Annotated in this window: 16 protein-coding genes; 7 read left to right on the plus strand and 9 right to left on the minus strand. The window is 65.7% G+C overall.

Annotation, left to right across the window (positions count from 1 at the left end; genetic code table 11):
* Nucleotides 1–25: 25 nt before the first annotated feature.
* Nucleotides 26–5,299, minus strand: coding sequence for an AAA family ATPase (locus F0U60_RS53860; RefSeq protein WP_395812317.1), 5,274 nt, complete (start codon nt 5,297–5,299; stop codon nt 26–28).
* A gap of 346 nt (nt 5,300–5,645) precedes the next feature.
* On the opposite strand from F0U60_RS53860, the gene F0U60_RS53865 reads away from it, so the two are divergent.
* A complete protein-coding gene (locus F0U60_RS53865; protein ID WP_395812318.1) occupies nt 5,646–6,341 on the plus strand; it encodes a hypothetical protein in 696 nt (231 codons plus the stop codon).
* 62 nt (nt 6,342–6,403) lie between these two features.
* Here F0U60_RS53865 and F0U60_RS53870 read toward each other — a convergent pair whose 3' ends face one another.
* Nucleotides 6,404–6,691, minus strand: a complete 288-nt coding sequence (locus F0U60_RS53870; protein WP_395812319.1) for a hypothetical protein — start codon at nt 6,689–6,691, stop codon at nt 6,404–6,406.
* A gap of 181 nt (nt 6,692–6,872) precedes the next feature.
* On the opposite strand from F0U60_RS53870, the gene F0U60_RS53875 reads away from it, so the two are divergent.
* A complete protein-coding gene (locus tag F0U60_RS53875; RefSeq protein ID WP_395812320.1) occupies nt 6,873–7,793 on the plus strand; it encodes a patatin-like phospholipase family protein in 921 nt (306 codons plus the stop codon).
* A gap of 54 nt (nt 7,794–7,847) precedes the next feature.
* Here the strand turns inward: F0U60_RS53875 and F0U60_RS53880 are convergent, their stop codons facing one another.
* Genes F0U60_RS53880 through F0U60_RS53890 form a run of 3 tightly spaced genes read right to left on the minus strand, consistent with a single transcriptional unit; the run spans nt 7,848 to nt 9,838 of the window.
* A complete protein-coding gene (locus F0U60_RS53880; RefSeq protein ID WP_395812321.1) occupies nt 7,848–8,288 on the minus strand; it encodes a hypothetical protein in 441 nt (146 codons plus the stop codon).
* A 35-nt stretch (nt 8,289–8,323) separates the two neighbouring features.
* A complete protein-coding gene (locus F0U60_RS53885; RefSeq protein ID WP_395812322.1) occupies nt 8,324–9,313 on the minus strand; it encodes a DUF1295 domain-containing protein in 990 nt (329 codons plus the stop codon).
* A 57-nt stretch (nt 9,314–9,370) separates the two neighbouring features.
* Nucleotides 9,371–9,838 carry a nucleoside deaminase gene (locus tag F0U60_RS53890; RefSeq protein ID WP_395812323.1) on the minus strand — a complete coding sequence of 156 codons (468 nt, stop codon included), beginning with the start codon at nt 9,836–9,838 and terminating at the stop codon, nt 9,371–9,373.
* Nucleotides 9,839–9,955: 117 nt separating this feature from the next.
* Here F0U60_RS53890 and F0U60_RS53895 point away from each other — a divergent pair, with 117 nt between their 5' ends.
* Nucleotides 9,956–10,267, plus strand: coding sequence for a hypothetical protein (locus tag F0U60_RS53895; RefSeq protein ID WP_395812324.1), 312 nt, complete (start codon nt 9,956–9,958; stop codon nt 10,265–10,267).
* A gap of 180 nt (nt 10,268–10,447) precedes the next feature.
* Here F0U60_RS53895 and F0U60_RS53900 read toward each other — a convergent pair whose 3' ends face one another.
* Together F0U60_RS53900 and F0U60_RS53905 are read right to left on the minus strand one after the other, a co-directional pair.
* The gene (locus F0U60_RS53900) at nt 10,448–11,113 is read right to left on the minus strand and encodes a hypothetical protein (protein WP_395812325.1); all 666 of its coding nucleotides are present in this window, start codon (nt 11,111–11,113) and stop codon (nt 10,448–10,450) included.
* 40 nt (nt 11,114–11,153) lie between these two features.
* Complete coding sequence (locus tag F0U60_RS53905) at nt 11,154–12,077, minus strand: putative signal transducing protein (protein ID WP_395812326.1); 924 nt, start codon at nt 12,075–12,077, stop codon at nt 11,154–11,156.
* A gap of 258 nt (nt 12,078–12,335) precedes the next feature.
* Between F0U60_RS53905 and F0U60_RS53910 the strand changes: the two genes are divergently transcribed.
* Nucleotides 12,336–13,100 (plus strand): hypothetical protein, encoded by a 765-nt coding sequence (locus F0U60_RS53910; protein ID WP_395812327.1) that lies wholly within the window; start codon nt 12,336–12,338, stop codon nt 13,098–13,100.
* A 161-nt stretch (nt 13,101–13,261) separates the two neighbouring features.
* The gene (locus F0U60_RS53915; protein ID WP_395812328.1) at nt 13,262–13,909 is read left to right on the plus strand and encodes a hypothetical protein; all 648 of its coding nucleotides are present in this window, start codon (nt 13,262–13,264) and stop codon (nt 13,907–13,909) included.
* Between the two features lie 163 nt (nt 13,910–14,072).
* Here the strand turns inward: F0U60_RS53915 and F0U60_RS53920 are convergent, their stop codons facing one another.
* A complete protein-coding gene (locus F0U60_RS53920; RefSeq protein ID WP_395825880.1) occupies nt 14,073–15,074 on the minus strand; it encodes a LysR family transcriptional regulator in 1,002 nt (333 codons plus the stop codon).
* A gap of 84 nt (nt 15,075–15,158) precedes the next feature.
* Here F0U60_RS53920 and F0U60_RS53925 point away from each other — a divergent pair, with 84 nt between their 5' ends.
* Both F0U60_RS53925 and F0U60_RS53930 read left to right on the plus strand, forming a co-directional pair.
* Nucleotides 15,159–15,638 (plus strand): ester cyclase, encoded by a 480-nt coding sequence (locus F0U60_RS53925; RefSeq protein WP_395812329.1) that lies wholly within the window; start codon nt 15,159–15,161, stop codon nt 15,636–15,638.
* Nucleotides 15,635–16,564, plus strand: coding sequence for an NADP-dependent oxidoreductase (locus tag F0U60_RS53930; protein WP_395812330.1), 930 nt, complete (start codon nt 15,635–15,637; stop codon nt 16,562–16,564). Before F0U60_RS53925 ends, F0U60_RS53930 begins: the two co-directional genes overlap by 4 nt.
* 42 nt (nt 16,565–16,606) lie before the next feature.
* Here the strand turns inward: F0U60_RS53930 and F0U60_RS53935 are convergent, their stop codons facing one another.
* A complete protein-coding gene (locus tag F0U60_RS53935; protein WP_395812331.1) occupies nt 16,607–17,770 on the minus strand; it encodes a macrolide family glycosyltransferase in 1,164 nt (387 codons plus the stop codon).
* Between the last annotated feature and the right edge of the window lie 73 nt (nt 17,771–17,843).

The following is a 17,843-nucleotide window of genomic DNA, read 5'->3' on the forward strand; positions in this document are numbered from 1 at the left end:
GCCTCTGGAGCCCCTGTGCAGCAACCTAGTGGAGCGGAAGTTCCAACGTGCTCACGGCCCCCCGGCCGAGTCCATCGCTCTCAATCCAAAGGCGGCCATTCAGGAGTTGTGCCGCCAACGCGCTGGAGTGCAGTCCGAAGCCATGGCCGTCCTTGCGCGTGGTGAAGCCGTGGGAGAACAGCCTCCCCTTCACCTCGGGGGAGATTCCCACGCCATCATCCACCACCTGGATGCGGGCCACCGACCCCTCCGCCCTCAGCTTCACCCACAGGTTGCGCTTTCCCTCGGGCATCGGGTCCAACGCGTGCCGGGCGTTGCTGATGAGGTTGATGAGGATCTGCAGCACCTTGTGCTTGTCCACCTTCACCCGCGGCACCGCCCCCAGCTCGAGGTGCACGGTGACACCGTTGCGCTGCAATGCCGCCATCTGGACGCGTAGCGCGTCGTCGATGAGCTGGGCCAGCTCGCACTCCTCCGTCATCAGCGAGCTCTTCGCATACGTCTGTTGCACCTGGACGATGGCGCGGATGTGCTCGATGTGCCGGTTCATCGCCTCCATGTCCTCCATCAGGCGCATCTGGTCGCCCATCAGCTCCTCCCCCAGCGCCGTCAGGTAGTCCGGGAGCTGCCGGCCTCGGGGGTTCGTCGTCAGGAAGTCCGCCAGGTTCTCCCGCTGCTCCGCGAGGAGCGCCGCCGCCTGCCTCAGGCGACCCACGCGCAGTGAGCCCACCGCCTTGCGCATCACCTCGAGGTTGACGACGGCGCTGGTGAGCACATTGCCCACGTTGTGCAGCACGTTGGAGGCCACCTCCGCCATGCCCACCTCGCGCGCCGTATCCACCAGCCGGGCCTGAGCCTGCCTGAGCTCTCGCGTGCGCTCCTCCACCCGCTGCTCCAGCTCTTCATTCGCCTGGCGCAATTCCCACCGGGCGTGTTGGACGTCCTCGTACAGCCGGGCGTTCTCGATGGAGATGGCCGCTTGGGAGGCCAGGTGTTCCAGCAACGTCAGTCGCGCCGGGCTGAAGGCATTGGCCGCCAGGTTGCTCTCCAGGTACAGCACTCCGGAGAACCGATCCTGCCTCACCAGGGGCAAGCACAACACCGACCGCGCTCCGCTGCGTGTCAGGTACGCATCGGAGAAGGGGTGCAACCTGGAGGCATCGCCGATGAGCACATGCTCCCGCGTGCGCCGCACATAGGAGAGGAGCGACCAGGGCAGCTCGGGGCTCACCCCCTCCGAAGGGGCATCGGAGATGGCCGCCACCGACAGCGAGTCCCCGTCGGGGAGCAACAGGGCGCCTCTCTGGGCTCCGGCGTTCTCGATCGCCGCGTGCAGCAACGTGGTCACCAGCCGCTCCAGAACGATTTCGCTGGAGACGGCCTGCTGGGCCTTGACGAACGTGAGCGCGTCGAGGCGGGTCGAGACCGTACTGCTGGTGGTCAGCTCGTCCTGGGTGGAGGCCTCGGAGGAGAGGTGGAGCCACTGGGACTCCAACTGATGGACCTTGCCCAGGGCGCCCCACCGCAGGTACGCCGCCCGGGCCTCGCGCGCGAAGCCCTGGGCGACGAGGGGGGCCTGACGCGTGCGCCAGAAGTTCGCCGCGAGCTCGGCGGCCAGTGCCACGTACTGGGTGGCCCCCGTCTCCCGAGCCGAGCGCATGGCTTCCTCGTAGGCGCGTATCGCCTCATCCAGCCGCCCCTGGAGGCGGGCCAGCTCCGCGGCCACCATCCGCTCGAGCGCGTGGAAGTTCTCGGGGCAATTCTCCGCCCACTCCGCGAGCTGTTGCTGGTGACGCTGGATGTCCTCGAGGAACTGGCGCTGCTCCTCCGCGGAGACGCTCTCGAAACACGCGGCCAGGGCCAGGGCGCGGTAGAGGTTGAATTCGCGGAAGTAGAGGATGCCATTGTTGACCTTCAGGAGCTCGGCCGCCTTGTCCGCTGCTCTGCGGGCTCCCGCGTAGTCGCCGCACATGAATCGCGACTGGAGCCGGGTGACCCAGAAGGTGCGCGTGCTCCTCCTGGCGACTGGCGGCAGCCGGGCCTCGAAGGCCCGCTCATCGAAGCCGTCCCCATCGAGCGTGCCGAACGAGAGGGTGCATCCGCGCAGCTGCTGCACATAGCGCTGCGTCACCAGGAGCGACTCCTGGGGATCCAGGAAGCCCGACTTGAGCAGGAACTCGCCGCGGACGAGCGACTCCTGGTGGACATCCTCCAGGTTGTGTCCCATGGCCAGGCGGTTCAGGACGATATCGAGGCCGCAGTAGGCAGCGGTCGCCGTGACCCCCACTTGAAGCGCGTGTTGGAAGCCGCTGACGACGAACTCATGCGCTTGGGCGAGCGGCTGGCTCCAATAGCTGCTGAACTGCATGCTGAGGTAGACCTCGCCCCGGATGGAGGACAGGTCGTTGCGCTCGACGAGCTCGCGGGCAAGCCTCGCGAAGGCAAGGCCCTCCCGGTACCGCTTGAAGACCGAGCCGGTGATGACGCCAAACCAGCCGAAGCCGGGCACCGCGGCCTCCATGTAGCCGTGGCGCAGGGAGAGGGAGACCACCCGGCTCAAGAGGATGACGAGCAGGGGGGGGTTGGTGGAGTACGCGGAATTGAAGAGCTTGAAGAGGGCACCGATGAGCAGCCTCATGTCCGGATCGGTCATGAGCGGCAGGTCGATGAGGCTCTCGATGGGACGCTCCCCCAGCAGGGCCCAGACCTCCTCATGCGCGGCCCTCGCCTCCTCCCAGGTGGGGTGCTGCGAGAGTGGACTGTCCAGCAACGCCAGGCATTCCAACATGCAGGAGACGCCCTCCTGACGCTCACCCGCGGCGAAGTGGACGTCCTGCTTCAGGCCGTAGGCGGCCGCGATGTCCGAACGGGAGCGTGCCCGGGGGAGGAGTGTCTCGGCCAGGCGGCGAGCCTCGGCGATGTTGCCGCTCTTGAGCTCACAGAGCGCCTGTTCGAGTCGCAGATGGAAGGCCAGCGCATGGTCCGTCTCCCAGGGGTCTCCGGGAATGAGCGAGAAGGCCGTCGAGAAGTAGGTGCTGGCGGGGCGGAGCGCGACCGCGGCCCTGGCCTTGTCACCCGCCTCGGCGTTCAGCCGCGCGAGGTGATGCCGCTCGGTGGCGTCCTCCATGAGCCCGGTCCCGGCGTTGAGATGGCCCACCACGTCGAAGAGAGACTCGCGCAGCTGCTCCTGGGACAAGCTCCCGAGCAGCAGCCGGCCGATGCGCAGGTGGACGGCCTGGAGCTCCGACTCGGAGCAGAGGCTATGGGCCGCCTGTTGGATGCGGTCGTGCAGGAACCGGTAGTGCGCCGGGCCGGAGCGCACCAACATGCCTTCCAGGAGCGCGGGCTCGAGCCCCTGTTCCACGTCTCCCTCCTCTTCGAGGTCGGCGAGGATGCCCAGCATCTGGAGTGAGAAGACCTTGCCCACGCACGCCGCCAGGCGCAGCAGGTGCTGCGTGCCAGCGGGGAACTGGCGCAGCTTGCCCACCATGAAGTCGACGATGTTCTCCGAGTAGTCGCGCGTCCGCACCGCCTCGGCATCCCACTGCCAGCCGCCTCCGGGCACCCGCACCAGCAGGCCATCCTGGTGGAGCGCCACCAGCAATTGCAGCAGGAAGAAGGGGTTGCCACCCGTCTTCCCATGCACCAGCGCCGAGAGGGGAGCGACCACCTCCCGCGTCGAGCCCGGCAGCGTGTCGGCCACCAGTTGCTCCACCTGCGCCACGCTCAGCGGCTCCAGGCGGAGCTCCCTCAGATTCCCACCCTCCTTGCGCACCCCCTCCAACATCCGCATGAGCGGGTGCGAGGCGCTCACCTCGTTGTCCCGGTAGGCGCCCAGCCACAACATCGGTGGGATGTCCTTCTCGGAGAGCAGATGGGCGAGCATCTGGATGCTGGCGGGGTCCGCCCACTGCAGGTCATCCAGGAACACCACCAGGGGGTGCTCCGGGGTGGCGAAGACCGAGTAGAACTGGCGGATCACCCAATAGAAGCGGCGCCGGACCTCCTCTCCCGGGGGCACCGGCTGGAGCGCGGGCTGTGGGCCCACCAGCGCTTCCATCTGGGGCACCAGGTCCACGAGCAGCTGGCCCTGGCCCTCCCAGGCCTGGTTCACCTGCTGGCGCCACTTCGCTATCTCCTCCTCGCTCCTCGCGAGCGCCTGCTGCACCAGCTCCCGGACGGTCTGTTCCAGGATGTCGTAGGGGATGTCCCGCTGGAACTGGTCGAACTTGCCGCTCAGGAAGAAGCCACGGCGCTCCACCACGGGCTTGTGCAGCTCGTTCACCACCGAGGACTTGCCGATGCCCGGGTACCCGCTGACAAGGAACAGCTCCGGCCGTCCCGTTCGCGACACCCGCTCGAAGGCCTCCAGCAGGGTGGACACCTGGGCCTCACGCCCGTAGAGCCGTTGCGGCAATTGGAACCGGATGGGCGTGTCCTGTGTGCCCAGCGCGAATACCTCTCGCACGTCCTGGCCCACTACCTCGCGGCACCGCTCCAGGTCCGCCCGGAGTCCCTCGGCGCTCTGGTAGCGCTCCTCGGCCGTCTTCGCCATCAGCTTGAGGACGACCGCGGACAAGGCCGGGGGTACCTGCGGGTTCAGCTCGTGCGGAGGCCTGGGCGTCCGCGCCAGATGGGCGTGGAACCACTCGAGCGCGTCCTTCCCCTGGAAGGGCCGCCGTCCCGTCAACAACTCGTAGAACATGACGCCCAGCGAGTAGAAGTCCGTGCGGTAGTCCACCGCCCGGTTCATCCGTCCCGTCTGCTCCGGCGACATGTACGCCAGCGTCCCTTCGACCAGGTGCATCGGAGCCGCGTCCAGGTACTCCACCGTCTGCAGCGTGGCCACGCCGAAGTCGATGAGCCGCGCGTCTCCCGAGGGCTCCAGGATGATGTTGGAGGGTTTGATGTCCTTGTGGATGACGTTGCGACAGTGGACCTCCCCCAGGGTGGCCACCAGCGAGAGGGCCAGAGTCAGGAACCGGGACAGCTCCAGGGGCTGGCCCGCTGGCGTGGACTCGGACAGGGGCTCGCCCTGCACCCGCTCCAGCAACAGCAAGGGCCGCTCGCCGATCCACTCGCAGGAGTACGGCTTCGCCACCCCCCGCACGTCCCGCAGCCGCTGCAGGATTGAAAACTCGCGCCGGTACCGCTCGCTCTCCGCGCGGCCCGGAGAGGCCACCAGGGGCGTCTTGATGATGACAGGCAGGCTGTCGGCCTTACGCACTGCATGGAAGAGCGCGTTCGAGCCCGTGCCCCGAATGAGGTCAAGAACCCTGTACCCTGGAATATCGAGCATCGATGAGCACACCCGCAGGCGAGAACCCGTCCCCGTGACGTTGTCGCGCCCGCACGCTGGATCATAGGCGTTCGGGCGCGAACAAAGTGCTCGCCCCGGTTATTCAGCGCTCCCCTCCTGGGTGGCCCTCCTGGACGCACCGAAATTCCAGACACGCTGGGGGCCTCGCTCGCCTGGCTGATGGGCGACGTTACGTTCCGTGCTCGGCCGCCAGGACTTCAGGTGGTGCTTCGCATCCGTGCAACGCGTGTCCCCCGTGTGCACCCGCCGTACAACCGGCTGCACACCACGCGGTGCAACTCCCTGTATCCAAGTGCTGGCGTGGACCCTGCAAGGCGGCGCGCCCATGAAAAAGCTCATGCCGTTGCTGGCCCTGGCTGTCACCGCTTGCGGACGCGAGCCCCTCCACCGGGAGCTGCGAGACATTCCGAACCTGAGGCTCTACGTCCCGCAGACGAGTACAGAAGAGACGGCCGTGCTCCATTTCGACTGGAGCATGGGCGGAGACTGCTACCGAGTCCCCGCTGACACCCGCCTCACCATCAACGGGGAGGCCACCGAGGTGTGGAGCCGGGGAGATACACACCTGAGCTTCGATGGCGCCTTCAGCTGCGAGTACCCCAGCTTCGATGGCACGCTGCGCCCGGTCGACGAGCCGCGCACCGAGTTTCTCCTCACGGAGGGCCGCACGAAGATGCGCGCTGTCTTCCAGGCGCTCCGCGCGCCCCGGCGCATCCGTGTGAATGGCCAGGAGCAGGCGACCCTTCGCAGTGGGGCCATGTTCGACATCGAGTGGCTGCCGGCGACCGACCGGCTCTCGCAGGTGGACGTGGATGTGAAGGGCGGAACGGACTCGCAGCAGGTGGAGGCCTTCCTGATGGATGGCAACCACGTCCGCATCACCCTGCCCGCGCTGAAGGCCGGCAGCTATGTCCTGAGGGTGTATGGCAAGGGGGGCGCCGGCGTGGAGGCGTGCGAAGGCTTCAGCTCCTGCCTCGCCGAGTTCTATGAGTGGATCGAAGTGCCCATCGTCATCGAGTAGCCAGCAGCCCGGGGCCTGACAGTGAAGACCCCGGGCGCTGTGGAGCAACCCGCTACACGGGACTAATGACAGTCCGCCGGGCAGAAATAACTGGTCTCAACACTCTGGTCACAGTAGCCATCGCCACAGTAGAGCGTTGCAAAGCAGAGGTTGAGAAAGGAGTAGCACTGCTGAAGGCTGTAGTCCCGAATCCAGTCCTCCGGCTCCTGGTTTGCCCGCTCGACGCAGTAATTGTACTCCTCGTAGCAGGCACTAAAATCACCCGTCTCGGCCGCCACGGCCGGCGCGGCCCACAGTGCCGCCACGGCGAGGGTGGACATCACGAACCGCGAACCCGTCTTCATAGACATTGCGATGACCCTTTCGCTTCCTATCCGTCAGGAAGAGTAGGGAATCTAACACGAGACTCCAGCTTGCCCATTCAATTCGGAGGCTTCCGGCGTCTCGCCCGAGACCCTTCCCTCCTGCTTCGGGGTGATTCCAGCCCCTGAGCGGCACCGCTATGGAACCGTATCCACGGGGGCGATTGCCATGTCGGAACGTGTTGCCACGCTCGTACTGTCCGGAGGTGGGGCCAAGGGAGCATTCCAGATCGGCGCCGAGCGCGTCCTTCGCGAGGAGTTCGGATTCCGCTGGGAGCGCATCCTCGGAGTGTCCGTGGGGGCCCTCAACGCCACACTCCTCGCCCAGCAGGAGTACGCGAGGTTGATGAACCTCTGGCTGAACATCCGCGAGGAAGACATCTACCGGAAGTTCTCCTGGCCCGTCGTGGCCTACCGGCTCGCCGTCCAGCGCAAGCTCGGGTTCTACGATGATTCACCGTTGCGAGCCCTCATCCAGAAGCACGCCTCGGGGAGGCCCTTCCGCATCCCCGCCCACGTGGGCCGGGTCTCGCTCGTGTCGGGAGAGTACGAGCAGGTCGACAGCGATGCCCCCGACTTCCTGGACGCGGTGTGGCACAGCGCGACGATGCCCGTCATCTGGGAGGCGATCGGCGAGCAGGCGTTCGTGGACGGAGGCCTGCGCAACGTCACCCCGCTCGGGGATGCACTGGCCTTCCACCCGACCGAGATCGTGGTCATCCCGTGCAGCTCGGGAGCGTCGGAGCAGGTGGTCCGCCCCGCCAACATCATCGACGTCGCCAAGCGCAGCCTCACGGACATCACCATCAATGAAATCCTGCTCAACGACGTGCAGGAGTTCATCCGCATCAACGACCTGGTGCGGCAGGCCCACGAGATGGGGCTGGAGCTGAAGAGGGAGGATGGCAGCGCCTACCGCTACTGCCCCATCACCGTGCTCAATCCCCAGAGGCCGCTGGGGGACGTCCTCGACTTCACGCCCGCCACCATCCGCCTGCGCATGCGTCACGGCGAGGACATCGCGCGAGCAGCCATGATGCAGCAGGCCGTGATGAACCCGCCTCCGCTGTCACCAGCGCCCGCGCTCTAGACGACAAGGGAGTGGAGCGTCGTGTTCCGCCCAGCGCCTTGCCGCCCGGGTTGCTCAATCACCCGTGCTGACCTCCTTGAACTGGGATTTGTCCCAGTAGAAGCTGCGTTGAGAGGACTCCGGCTTGAAGAGATGAATCACCGCCCCGTTGGTCTTGTGGACCTTCCCAGGTTCATCCGCCGAGGCCGTGGGAGCCTCCTTGATTTTGAACTGGGCGAACTCACACCTCAGGTGCATTCCATTGGAAGCCGGTCCCGTCCAGATCGAGAAGGCCTTGAGCCCTTTCTTCTCCTTGAGAATGGCGATGAGCTCACGGCCCTGGATCGTTTCGGCCAGGATGACCATATCGGGCAGGCCATTCTTGTCGAGATCGAGCTCGCAGCTCGAGATGTACTTGAAGGGCTGCCCATCACCGGTCCACTCTTCTCCAAATGAGGGAGTGGAGGTTCCGAGCAGAAGGAGGGAAGACAGGCCGGAAATGAGCTTCTTGTTCATGGATGGCATCCTCTGGAGTCGATTCGAGAACCAAGTCAACCCGGCTGCTCCGTCCGCGACGAGTCCCGCGAGGACTGCGAGTCGAAAGAGCCGCGCGGCCACAGCGGGAGCAGACGCGACGTCGTCCGCTGGTACTCGCGGTAGGCCGGGTACTTGCGGACGGAGAGTGCCTCCGTCAGCGCTGTCGAGCCCTGGAAGAGCAGCGTCAACAGGACCGGCCCCACCCAGGTCCAGTTGAGCACCTCCGCTCCCGCCAGCAACGTGAAGCAGCCAATGACCCACCAGAGGCTGATCTCACAGAAGAAGTTCAGGTGGCGCGAGTAGCGAAACACCCCCGTCGTGAGAAAGCCGCGCGCGAAGTCACCACCGGCCCGTGCGCGCTCCTCGGGAGACAGACGCGCCTTGCGTTGCTGGAAGCGCCACTGCTGCTCATCGGCCACGGTCTCACCCACGAGGAACGCGAGGAAGGCGATGGCGGCGAGGATGTCTCCGGCGCCAGGCGCGACGCCACTCCCCAGCCCGTGCACGACGAACGCTGCGGGGATGATGAGCAGGCCGATGAGGACGTGCTGATAGACCGCGATGAAGAGCAGGCTGAAGAGCTCGCGTCCGAGCGGATGCAGCGGATCGTGCTTCGCCAGCCAGTCACGCACGAAGGCCCAGCGGTAGTCCTCCTCGGTCGGGATGTAGCCGCCCTTGCGCGCGAAGTTGAACGTGAGCCGCGCGCCCCAGGCGGTCGCGAGCACGGCCATCAGCACGAGCCGGGGGTTGGGGCTACCACCCCACAGGGCGAAGACCCAAGCATACACGGGCGGCATCACGGACCAGAGCCGGTCGACCCAGGAGTAGTTGCCAGTGACGACCTGCAACACCCAGCTCAGCAGCGTCACCGCCCCAAGCAGGGCGACCGCCGCGGTGAGGGGCGTCGCGGTCAGGCTCGACCAGGACGGGCCGAGCACCGAGAGTTGTTGCCATGCGGCTTGGATGGAGACCTCGGTCAGGACGGACGGCATGGGTGTGGACATGGTTGCGCACACTCATAACCCGAGGAGGCTCCATTCACCGAGCCCCGCACAGTTCGCTTACTTCCAGAAGCCCTCGTGCACCTCACGGGCCTCCGGCAGCGCCACCGGCCCCACCACTTCGGTGGGCTCGGAGCCGCGGGCGAAGACGTCGCGGCAGGACATGCGCAGGGTGGGCGCGGAGGGGTTGACGAAGTGGCTCAGTTGCTCGGAGGAGAGCGCGAAGACGACCCTCCGCACGCCGCCCCAGAAGATGGCACCCGCGCACATGGCGCACGGCTCGGTGCTGGCGTAGAGGGTGGAGCCCACGAGCTCCTCGGGACGGTATCGCTGGGTGGCCTCGCTCATGAGGTTGGACTCCGCGTGGCCGGTACAGTCCCCCGTCGTCCCCTGGCTGTTCTTTCCCTCAAGCAGGACGCGCCCCTTCGCGTCCACCAGCACCGAGCCGAAGGGGTTGTCCCCCCGAGCTCGGGCCTGTCGTGCCAGGTCGATGGCATGCATCAGGTGCTGCGTGTCCTCCGGTCTCATGTGTCCCTCGTAGTCGTCTGGATGCATGCGCAGGGTAGCGCACCCCTTGAGTCGAGGGAGCCCCTGCACCCGCTTCACCCATGAGGGAGGTATGGGAGAGGGGAGAGGTGAACGATCATGGACAGTCAGCTCGCGCTTCTCGGTGACGTGCTGCAGCGCATCGAGGAGTTCCACTGGCAGGACTTCCTCTTCGCGGAGACAAGACCACCGTGGACGGCTGAAACGCGGTGTGCGGTCTTGGAGCGCGATCCCTACTCAGATGAGCTTCCTGACGAAGCGAAGAGGCTCTCCCTCGTCCCTGTACTTGATATCCAGGTTGTACAGTCGGTCGTGAGGAATGCGATGCTACAAAGACCCGACCTTCAGGCGGCGGATCTGGTGCGTGCTCTTGAGTTCTATTTCAAAAGGGATGCCTTCATTGAATTTTGAAGTGCACCTTGCAGGCGTTGCGCTGTTGAGCTGGAGCGGCGAGAGAACGACTGAAACCATGGGCCGGCTGCGTGACACCCTGGCCCATGGGTGAAACGTGAATGTTGAACCAAAGCAACACGCTGCTCGTCGTGAAGTCAGCCGGCTTTGTATAGACATCGCCCGTGGACCCGAGTCCCGCTACTTCTTGAAAACGACTCCCTGTTTCGCGAGCTCGGCTTCGATGAAGGGGGCCAGCTCGGAGCTCGGGGAGTAGAAACCGACGAACAGGGATTTGTAATAGCTTGGGGCCTCGCAGAAAACGCTGAGCTGCGTGCCGGGCTCGGTAGTCATGGGCTTACGGCCATCGAGCCACTCCAGGACCTTCTCCCGGTTGTCCACATAGAGGAAATCAGCGAGGGCCTCATCCTTCACACACAGGACCCGCCGGATGGCACCCGGCTCGCCGGCGTTCAGAGCGCGCAACTCCGTCAACAACTGACACTCCATGACGGTGTTGTAGCTACGCCGGACACTCGTGCTTCCGAGCTCGCCGAGGACGGAGTCCATGGTCGTGGGGAAAAGCCCGTTGTCCTGGAAGGTATAGATTGTGCGCGACACCTCCTTCCCGCGCACCTGAAGGACATCCACGTCCACCAGAAAGACCATTCCAGACCCGGGACCCGCCGTTATCGCATGGTAGAGGCAGGTGGCGCGCTCCACCCGAGCCTCCAACGACTTCACGACTTCATCGAACCCCGAGACAGAAACCCTCTCGGTGTGCGTGACGAAGGCCCACAAGGCGCCTGGTGTTGAAAGGACGCTCCTCAGTTCGGATTCCATCGAGCGATCGTAGAAGCGACCCACTCACCGTCAAGACTCCGGCTCCCGAGGTGCCAATGCGGCCTTACGGCACCTGCTGCGCGGAGCTCCGCTGCTGCCTGGCCTCCAGCACGAGCGCCTCCTCGCCGCGGCCGAGCGCGCGCAGGGCTCCGGCGTACGTCTCGAGCAGGTCGAGCAACTCCGGGTGTGCTTCTCCGTGGAGCCGCTCCCCCAGCGCGAGCGCACGCCTGGCGACCTTCACCGCCTCCTCATGCTGGTTCGCGAACCGATGCGCGAGGGCCAGCGCCTCCAGGCGGAGGTAGCGCTCAGGACTCTCCTCCGCCGACCCGGGGATGGCGCGGAGCTCTTCCTCCAGGGCCGAGACCGCGAGCACGGGCCGCTCCCACTCCAGGAGCACGGCCGCCAGTTGGAGGGAAGCCGCCTGCCGTTCGGAGGCGGCGAACCGCTGCCGATAGAGGGCGATGGCCTTTCGAAGGTGGAGCTCCGCCTCGCCGTACCGCCGCAGATGGCGGAGGACCTCACCTAGGAACAGATGGTCATCGGCGAACGAGGGGACCTCGGTGCGCCGGCTGGAGGCGTCCTGCTCGAACAACCGGATCAGGAATGGCACGAACGGGAAGATGAGCACCGCCCAGGCCAGCCGCTTGCGCCGGCGAGCACGCCGGGTATCCGGCGCCTCCAGCTTCGCCGGGCCGGGCGCCGGAGCAATGGTGGACCCGGCACTCGGAGGAGGGGAGGCCGGCTCCTCGTCCGGTACGGAGGAGGCATCGAGCACCGCCTGGGCCTCGGCGAGGTGCTTCCTCTTGACGAGGATCCGCACCTCCTGCAGCTCGCTCATCATTCCCTGCATGGCGTGGTGGTGCTCGCCCTGGACGAGCGCGGTGAGGCCGTGCGCCTCCAGCAGGCTGCGCACCAGCGAGGCCTCGGCCGTGTCGGCACAGCTCGTCAGCAGGACAAGCTCTTCGTCCGACTCCAGGAAGGTGGTCATGGTGGGGCGGCTCCAGGCCCCGAAACAGGGAGTCCCGTGTGCGTGGGGACCGGGGCGAGGAGGCTGAGCCTAGCATCGTCTCCGCGAGACCCGGAGCGGGCGCTCTCGAGCAGCCCGCGGCGGTTGGGGCATGAATCCACGAGCCAGGCGATGAGGGAGTTGCGTGAGCGTACGAAGTATCTGACACCTTCCCAGGGTGGGCCGACAGTTGCGTCGACCCGGAGATCAGGTCAATGCTGCGGGTCTTGAGGAGAGGGCATGGCCAAGGTACATGAGAGCGTGGTGCTCCCTACGCTCTTTGGTGACCGTATTGAGCGCGTGGCATCCGTTGTGGATGACCACACCGTGCCCATTGATAATTCGAGTGATGCGTCTTACGCACTCAGCAGTGACGGACGCAGGTGGGTGCGTAAGTCGGTGATGAATACTGGCTGCCAACCCCTCCTGGCAGAAGCTTTGGGATTGCTCCTAGGGCGAGAGTTGAAGGCGCCTGTGCCGGAAGGCGCGATCTCAGGTGAAGGCAATGACGCTTCGTGGCTGAGCCGCGTCGTCCAGCCGGTTACGCACTGGAACTCGAGTCGCGTTCATTTTATTGTGAACATGGACGCCCTCGGGCGCCTGATGACCCTCGACGCGATTCTGCACAATGGGGACAGGCACGCAGGCAACATCCTCCTGCAGCCCGACCCTACCCACCTGGAACTCAGGGCTTGGGGAATCGATATGGGCAATGCGCTGGTGGGTCATCCGAAGGACTTCGCGCAAGCGGCGCTCTCGACTCCTGATGTGCGGAACCTCGCGCGGGGGCTTCCTGTTGACCTCCTCCAAGAAGGAGCCCTCTTGGCGGCTGAGGCTGCGCGTAACTTATCGAGCACATTCGCTCATATGATCGTGCAGGAGGCATGCCGCCTAGCTCTTGAGCCTGAGGAGGCCCTGCTAGCGGGAGCATTGTGGATGCGCCTTCAACGTGCATCGTCGATTGTAGAAGAGTATCTTGATAAAATCAGGACTACCTCGTTATGAGCGCGCACTTTCGCATCGTACATTTTGTGCCTGACCCCTTCTCTGGCATGCGCGTGCCACTCGCTGCTCTTGTTGCAGATGAGAGGCGTCGGGTGCATGTCGTGCGCGCGCCATTTGTACCAGGAGTAAACTGCGTTGGGGGCATGGCTGCATGGAGCACCATGCAGATGGTGCTAGAAGATCTTGGTGCAACAACCCGCTTCGATGCACTCCCGGCCAGCATAGGCCCCCATGTGGAACTCGCATCACAGAAAGAGATCCCTGTTGGGGTGGTGGATCCTGTTGCGTGGGTGGAGCAAGTTGTCTTGCCGCACCGGCCCATCGGCCCAGATGATCAGCGCGAGGGAGCACCCTATGCACCTCGGCGAGAGGCCGTAGGTAACCGTTTCTTCCAGACGTGGAAGGTCGCTCACTATGTTCGCAGGCATTTTAGGGGTGAAACCCTAAGTCTTTCCGCTGACTACGCAGGACAAATAACCCACTTTGTTCCTGGTAGCCGAGAACTGCTCCTGATGGAGCCTGTTGTTGGTACCCGCGTAGATGTGAGGAAGGATCTGCGCGAGATCAGCCAAACGTTCCTCGCTTGGAGCAAGATTTTCGACCGCAGTACTCTCAAGCGGACCCCGCGATTCTGTGCCTACATCATATCCGGTTCCCCCTCTACCGTAAGTGAGGCGCATGAGCTTCTCACCATGGCGCAGGCCGAGGTGATCAATGTCGAAACACCGAACGAGCGGGACCGGTTTCTAAACGAGATCCGCCGAGTGGGCCGGACGAACCCAGAACAGGGTGGCCTCCCCATAAATTGACCTCGGGCTCCTCATGCTGGGCGGTACCTCTGGACCTATGGGGCGAGGGTATCCAAACCTTCCGAAGATGGGCTGTAAATGGCTTTGGAGTTTCCGGGAGGATTTGCTCACCGACGCAGTTTGCTCCCTAGCCACAATACTTAGGCCCGGGCGTGGGGACGTCTCAACGCCTCTTCCGCTTCTCTCCTTCCCGCTGCGTGTTGTGCCGGGTCACGTCGCTCGAGTTCTTCGACTCCCTCTCCGGGACCTGGGCCGCGATGCAGTCGCGGAACCAGCGCTGCGCAGGATGCGCATCGTTGCGCCGGTGCCAGGACAGGACGAAGACCGCGGGCGCCAACTCCACCGGCGGCGGCAGGACGCGAAGCGCGTGCGCCATCCCCGAGGCCTCGATCACCCCCTCCATCAGGGTCGCGATCATGTCCGAAGAGGCCACCAGCTTCGGCGCCGCGTACATCTGAGGGAGCGTCAGCCCGAGCCGGCGCTTCAGGCCACGCTTCGCGAGCTCCGCGTCCACGTGACCGAAGCGATCATTCTCGGGTGACACCAGCAGGTGTGACAGCGCGAGGAAGCCGTCGAGGTCGAGCGGTTCGCGGACCGCCGGATGCTCCTTACGCAGCACGCAGACGAAGCGCTCCTCGAACAAGGGGCGCGTGAGGATCCGATCGGTCGATGCCGGAGGCACCCCGACAGCCACGTCCGCCTCACCCGCATCCAACATGCCGATCGCTTCGTCCCGTGCCGTGAAGCCGCGCACGTGCAACGTGATGTGGGGCGCCACGGTGCGCAGGGCCAGGACCAGGCGCGGGAGCAGGACGAAGGCAGGATGCTCCTGCAAGGCAATCGTGAACGTCCCCGTCGAGGAGGCTGGCTCGAACACCTGCGTGAACTCCAGCGTGCGCTGGATTTGCGCCAGCGCGCGCGAGAGCGGCTCTGCCAACTCGAGCGCCCGGGGCGTCGGCTGGAGCCCACTCGGACCCCGCACGAAGAGTTCGTCGCGCAGGAGCGCGCGCAGCCGTGCCAGGGCGGCGCTCATCGCCGGCTGCGTCCTTCCGATCCGCGTCCCGGCCCGAGTGACGCTGCGCTCCGCCATGAGCGCGTCGAAGGCGACGAGCAGATTGAGATCGATGCCGTGCAAATCCATGCCGTGGATGATCACACATACCATCAATCGATTTCAATAATGGTCCCAGCCCACCTATCTTGTCCTCGTCGGGCACGTCCCAAACCCAACCACGAGGCGAAGACACGCATGAAAGAGAAAGACACGGCGCCATCCCAGGTGACAGGGCTGACAGCCACCGAGCAGCGCTCCATCGAGACATTCTACCGCGCGTTCAACGAGCAGAATCCCAATCTTCTCGATGAAGCGCTGTCCACGGATTGGAAGGACATTCCGCTGGCACCCGCTCAGGGCCCGGGGCCCGAGGGGCTCAAACCCGTCATCAAGGGCTTCATCGCGGCGTTTCCCGACGTCCGGATCTCCATCCAGGAAATCATTGGAGCGCCCGGCCGGGCCGGCGTGCGCGCCCTCATCACCGGCACGCACCAGGGGGAATGGTTCGGCATCGCTCCCACCGGGAAGGCCATCCACGTCCCCATCCACGAGTTCCACCACCTCGAGAACGGCCGGATCACCCACACCTGGCACCTCGAGGACTGGTTCGGGATGCTCCACCAGGTCGGAGCCTGGCCCGCCCACTCCACCATCCCCTCGGAGGCCGTGTCATGAAGGCCGCTCGTATTCAGGGCTATGGCGACCTCGGGAACGTGGTCATCGAGGACATCCCCACGCCGCAGCCCGGACCCGACGAGGTGCTGATCCGCGTCGAGGCGGCCAGCCTCAACCCGCTCGATCTCCTGCTCCTGGGGGGCAAGCGGCGCGAGGTCTTTCCGCTGTCCTTCCCCTACACGCTCGGCATCGATCTGGCCGGTACCGTCGAGGGCGCTGGCCCGCTCGCGGCGCGCTGGCGCAAGGGAGACCGGGTCATCGCGCGTCCGGATCCCATGCGCGGGGGCGCCTTCGCCCGATACGCCGTCGTTCCCGCGACGCATGTGGCCGCCGCTCCGGCCCACCTGTCGTTGGATGAAGCGGCCGGGCTGCCCACCGCGGCCGGTACCGCCTGGCAGGCCCTGTTCGAGACAGCCCACCTGACACGCGGTCAGACCGTGCTGATCCACGCGGGCGCGGGCGGCGTTGGCAGCTTCGCGGTGCAGCTCGCGAGGCTCGCGGGCGCCCGGACTATCGCCACGGCCTCGGGCTCAAATGTGGAGCTCGTGCGGCGGCTCGGCGCGGACGAGGTGCTCGACTACCGGACGGAGGACTTCTCCACGAAGCTGTCCGGCATCGACGTCGTGCTCGACACGGTCGGCGGGGAGACGCAGCAGCGCTCCTTCCCGGTCCTCCGCGCGGGCGGCGTTCTCGTCAGCATCACCTCACCGCCGGATGAGGCTCTGGCGAAGGCGCACGCGGTGTCGGCCTCCCGCATGAGCCACAAGACCGATGCCACGCGCCTCGGCCTGATCTCCGGACTCTGCGACGCTGGCTCGCTCCAGGTCCTCGTGGACCGGAAACACTCGCTCGCGGAGCTGGAGCTCGCGCTTCGCCATCAGGCCTCGGGCCGAGCGCACGGAAAGATCATCCTGAAGCCAGACTGAGGGCACGGAGCGCAACGCCCCCGTTGCGCCCCCGCCCGGAGTTCAACCCTGGCGGGCTCGGAACTCGAGGATGGCCTCGGCGGCACGGTGGTAGCCCCCCGAGCCGCGAACATCCTGCTGCATGGCCCGCACCTTCGTCCGGAACTCCGGCTCGCTCGAGACCCGGGCCACCGCCTGCTGGAGTTGCTCCACGGTCACGGTGTCCTTGTCCAGCGCGAGCCCCAGCCCCAGCTCGACGACCCGATGCGCGTTCAGGGGTTGCTCCGCCATCTGCGGAATCACGACCACCGGCACGCCGTAGGAGAGCGCCTCCATCAGGCTGTTCGCACCACCGTGGGTGAGGAAGACGTCCGTGCGCTCCAGGACCTCCAACTGTGGCACGGAGGGGCGTACCAGGAAGTTGTCGGGGATGGGCCCCAGCTCCGCCGGGTTCACCGCGTGCCCCGTGGCGAGCACCACGCGCCAACGCGTCCCACCGAAGGCCGTGAAGCACATCCGGTAGAACTCCGGCCAGTTGTTGAAGATCGTCCCCAGCGAGATGTAGAGCGTCGGGCCTTCCGCGAGATGCGCGAAGGGGAAGTCACCGGCGTCCCCGCGCGGCCGGATGGAGGGGCCCACGAAGACGAAGCTCTCATCGAACGTGTCGCCTCCCGGCTGGAACGAGCGCGGCACGCAGACCAGGTTCAGCGGCTCCACCTGACCGAGCATGCCCATGAGGTCGGTCGGAGGCAGGCCGTATTCCCGAGTCAGCTCCCCCAACTCCTTGGCCGCCTGCTCGAACACTCCTGGAAACGCGGACACCCTGCTCTTGAGGAACGCCGCGAACGGGCCTGCCTGGGGATTGATGGCCATGGTGGGCCGAAACGTGATGGCGGGGATTCGCAGGAGTTGCCCGATCATCCGCGCCCACAGGCACATGGGATCATAGACCAGGTAGTCGGGGCGCTCCGCGCGCACGGCCTCCAACAGCTGGGAGAGCACATGGCGGCTCTCCCCAGGCATCCGGGCTGGGAGAAAACCTATCTCCCTCTCCAACGTGCTCTCGTAGCGATGGAACCGCGCACCTGCCCGCTCGACCTGGGGCCGGAACGCGTCGGTGAGGTAGTACGTGATGTCTTCCCCTCGGTCGACGAGCTCCCGCACCACGGGCAGCGTGGCATTGACGTGCCCGTGGAGTGGAACATTGAAGAAGGCGCCTCTAGCCATGTCTGCTCTCCGTGTCTGGCCCAGAGCAGTAACAGGTCCGGTAGCCGCTCGCCCAACAAAGAGAGGGAGACGC

Source organism: Archangium minus, from assembly GCF_044360475.1.
Taxonomy (GTDB): domain Bacteria; phylum Myxococcota; class Myxococcia; order Myxococcales; family Myxococcaceae; genus Archangium; species Archangium minus.

Coding starts and splice junctions, on each gene's coding strand:
- F0U60_RS53910 (WP_395812327.1), top strand. CDS start 12,336: ATGGCCAAGGTACATGAGAGCGTGGTGCTCCCTACGCTCTTTGGTGAC.
- F0U60_RS53880 (WP_395812321.1), bottom strand. CDS start 8,288: ATGAACAAGAAGCTCATTTCCGGCCTGTCTTCCCTCCTTCTGCTCGGA.
- F0U60_RS53935 (WP_395812331.1), bottom strand. CDS start 17,770: ATGGCTAGAGGCGCCTTCTTCAATGTTCCACTCCACGGGCACGTCAAT.
- F0U60_RS53860 (WP_395812317.1), bottom strand. CDS start 5,299: ATGCTCGATATTCCAGGGTACAGGGTTCTTGACCTCATTCGGGGCACG.
- F0U60_RS53905 (WP_395812326.1), bottom strand. CDS start 12,077: ATGACCACCTTCCTGGAGTCGGACGAAGAGCTTGTCCTGCTGACGAGC.
- F0U60_RS53895 (WP_395812324.1), top strand. CDS start 9,956: ATGGACAGTCAGCTCGCGCTTCTCGGTGACGTGCTGCAGCGCATCGAG.
- F0U60_RS53870 (WP_395812319.1), bottom strand. CDS start 6,691: ATGTCTATGAAGACGGGTTCGCGGTTCGTGATGTCCACCCTCGCCGTG.
- F0U60_RS53890 (WP_395812323.1), bottom strand. CDS start 9,838: ATGAGACCGGAGGACACGCAGCACCTGATGCATGCCATCGACCTGGCA.
- F0U60_RS53915 (WP_395812328.1), top strand. CDS start 13,262: ATGCAGATGGTGCTAGAAGATCTTGGTGCAACAACCCGCTTCGATGCA.
- F0U60_RS53875 (WP_395812320.1), top strand. CDS start 6,873: ATGTCGGAACGTGTTGCCACGCTCGTACTGTCCGGAGGTGGGGCCAAG.
- F0U60_RS53930 (WP_395812330.1), top strand. CDS start 15,635: ATGAAGGCCGCTCGTATTCAGGGCTATGGCGACCTCGGGAACGTGGTC.
- F0U60_RS53885 (WP_395812322.1), bottom strand. CDS start 9,313: ATGTCCACACCCATGCCGTCCGTCCTGACCGAGGTCTCCATCCAAGCC.
- F0U60_RS53925 (WP_395812329.1), top strand. CDS start 15,159: ATGAAAGAGAAAGACACGGCGCCATCCCAGGTGACAGGGCTGACAGCC.
- F0U60_RS53865 (WP_395812318.1), top strand. CDS start 5,646: ATGAAAAAGCTCATGCCGTTGCTGGCCCTGGCTGTCACCGCTTGCGGA.
- F0U60_RS53920 (WP_395825880.1), bottom strand. CDS start 15,074: ATGGTATGTGTGATCATCCACGGCATGGATTTGCACGGCATCGATCTC.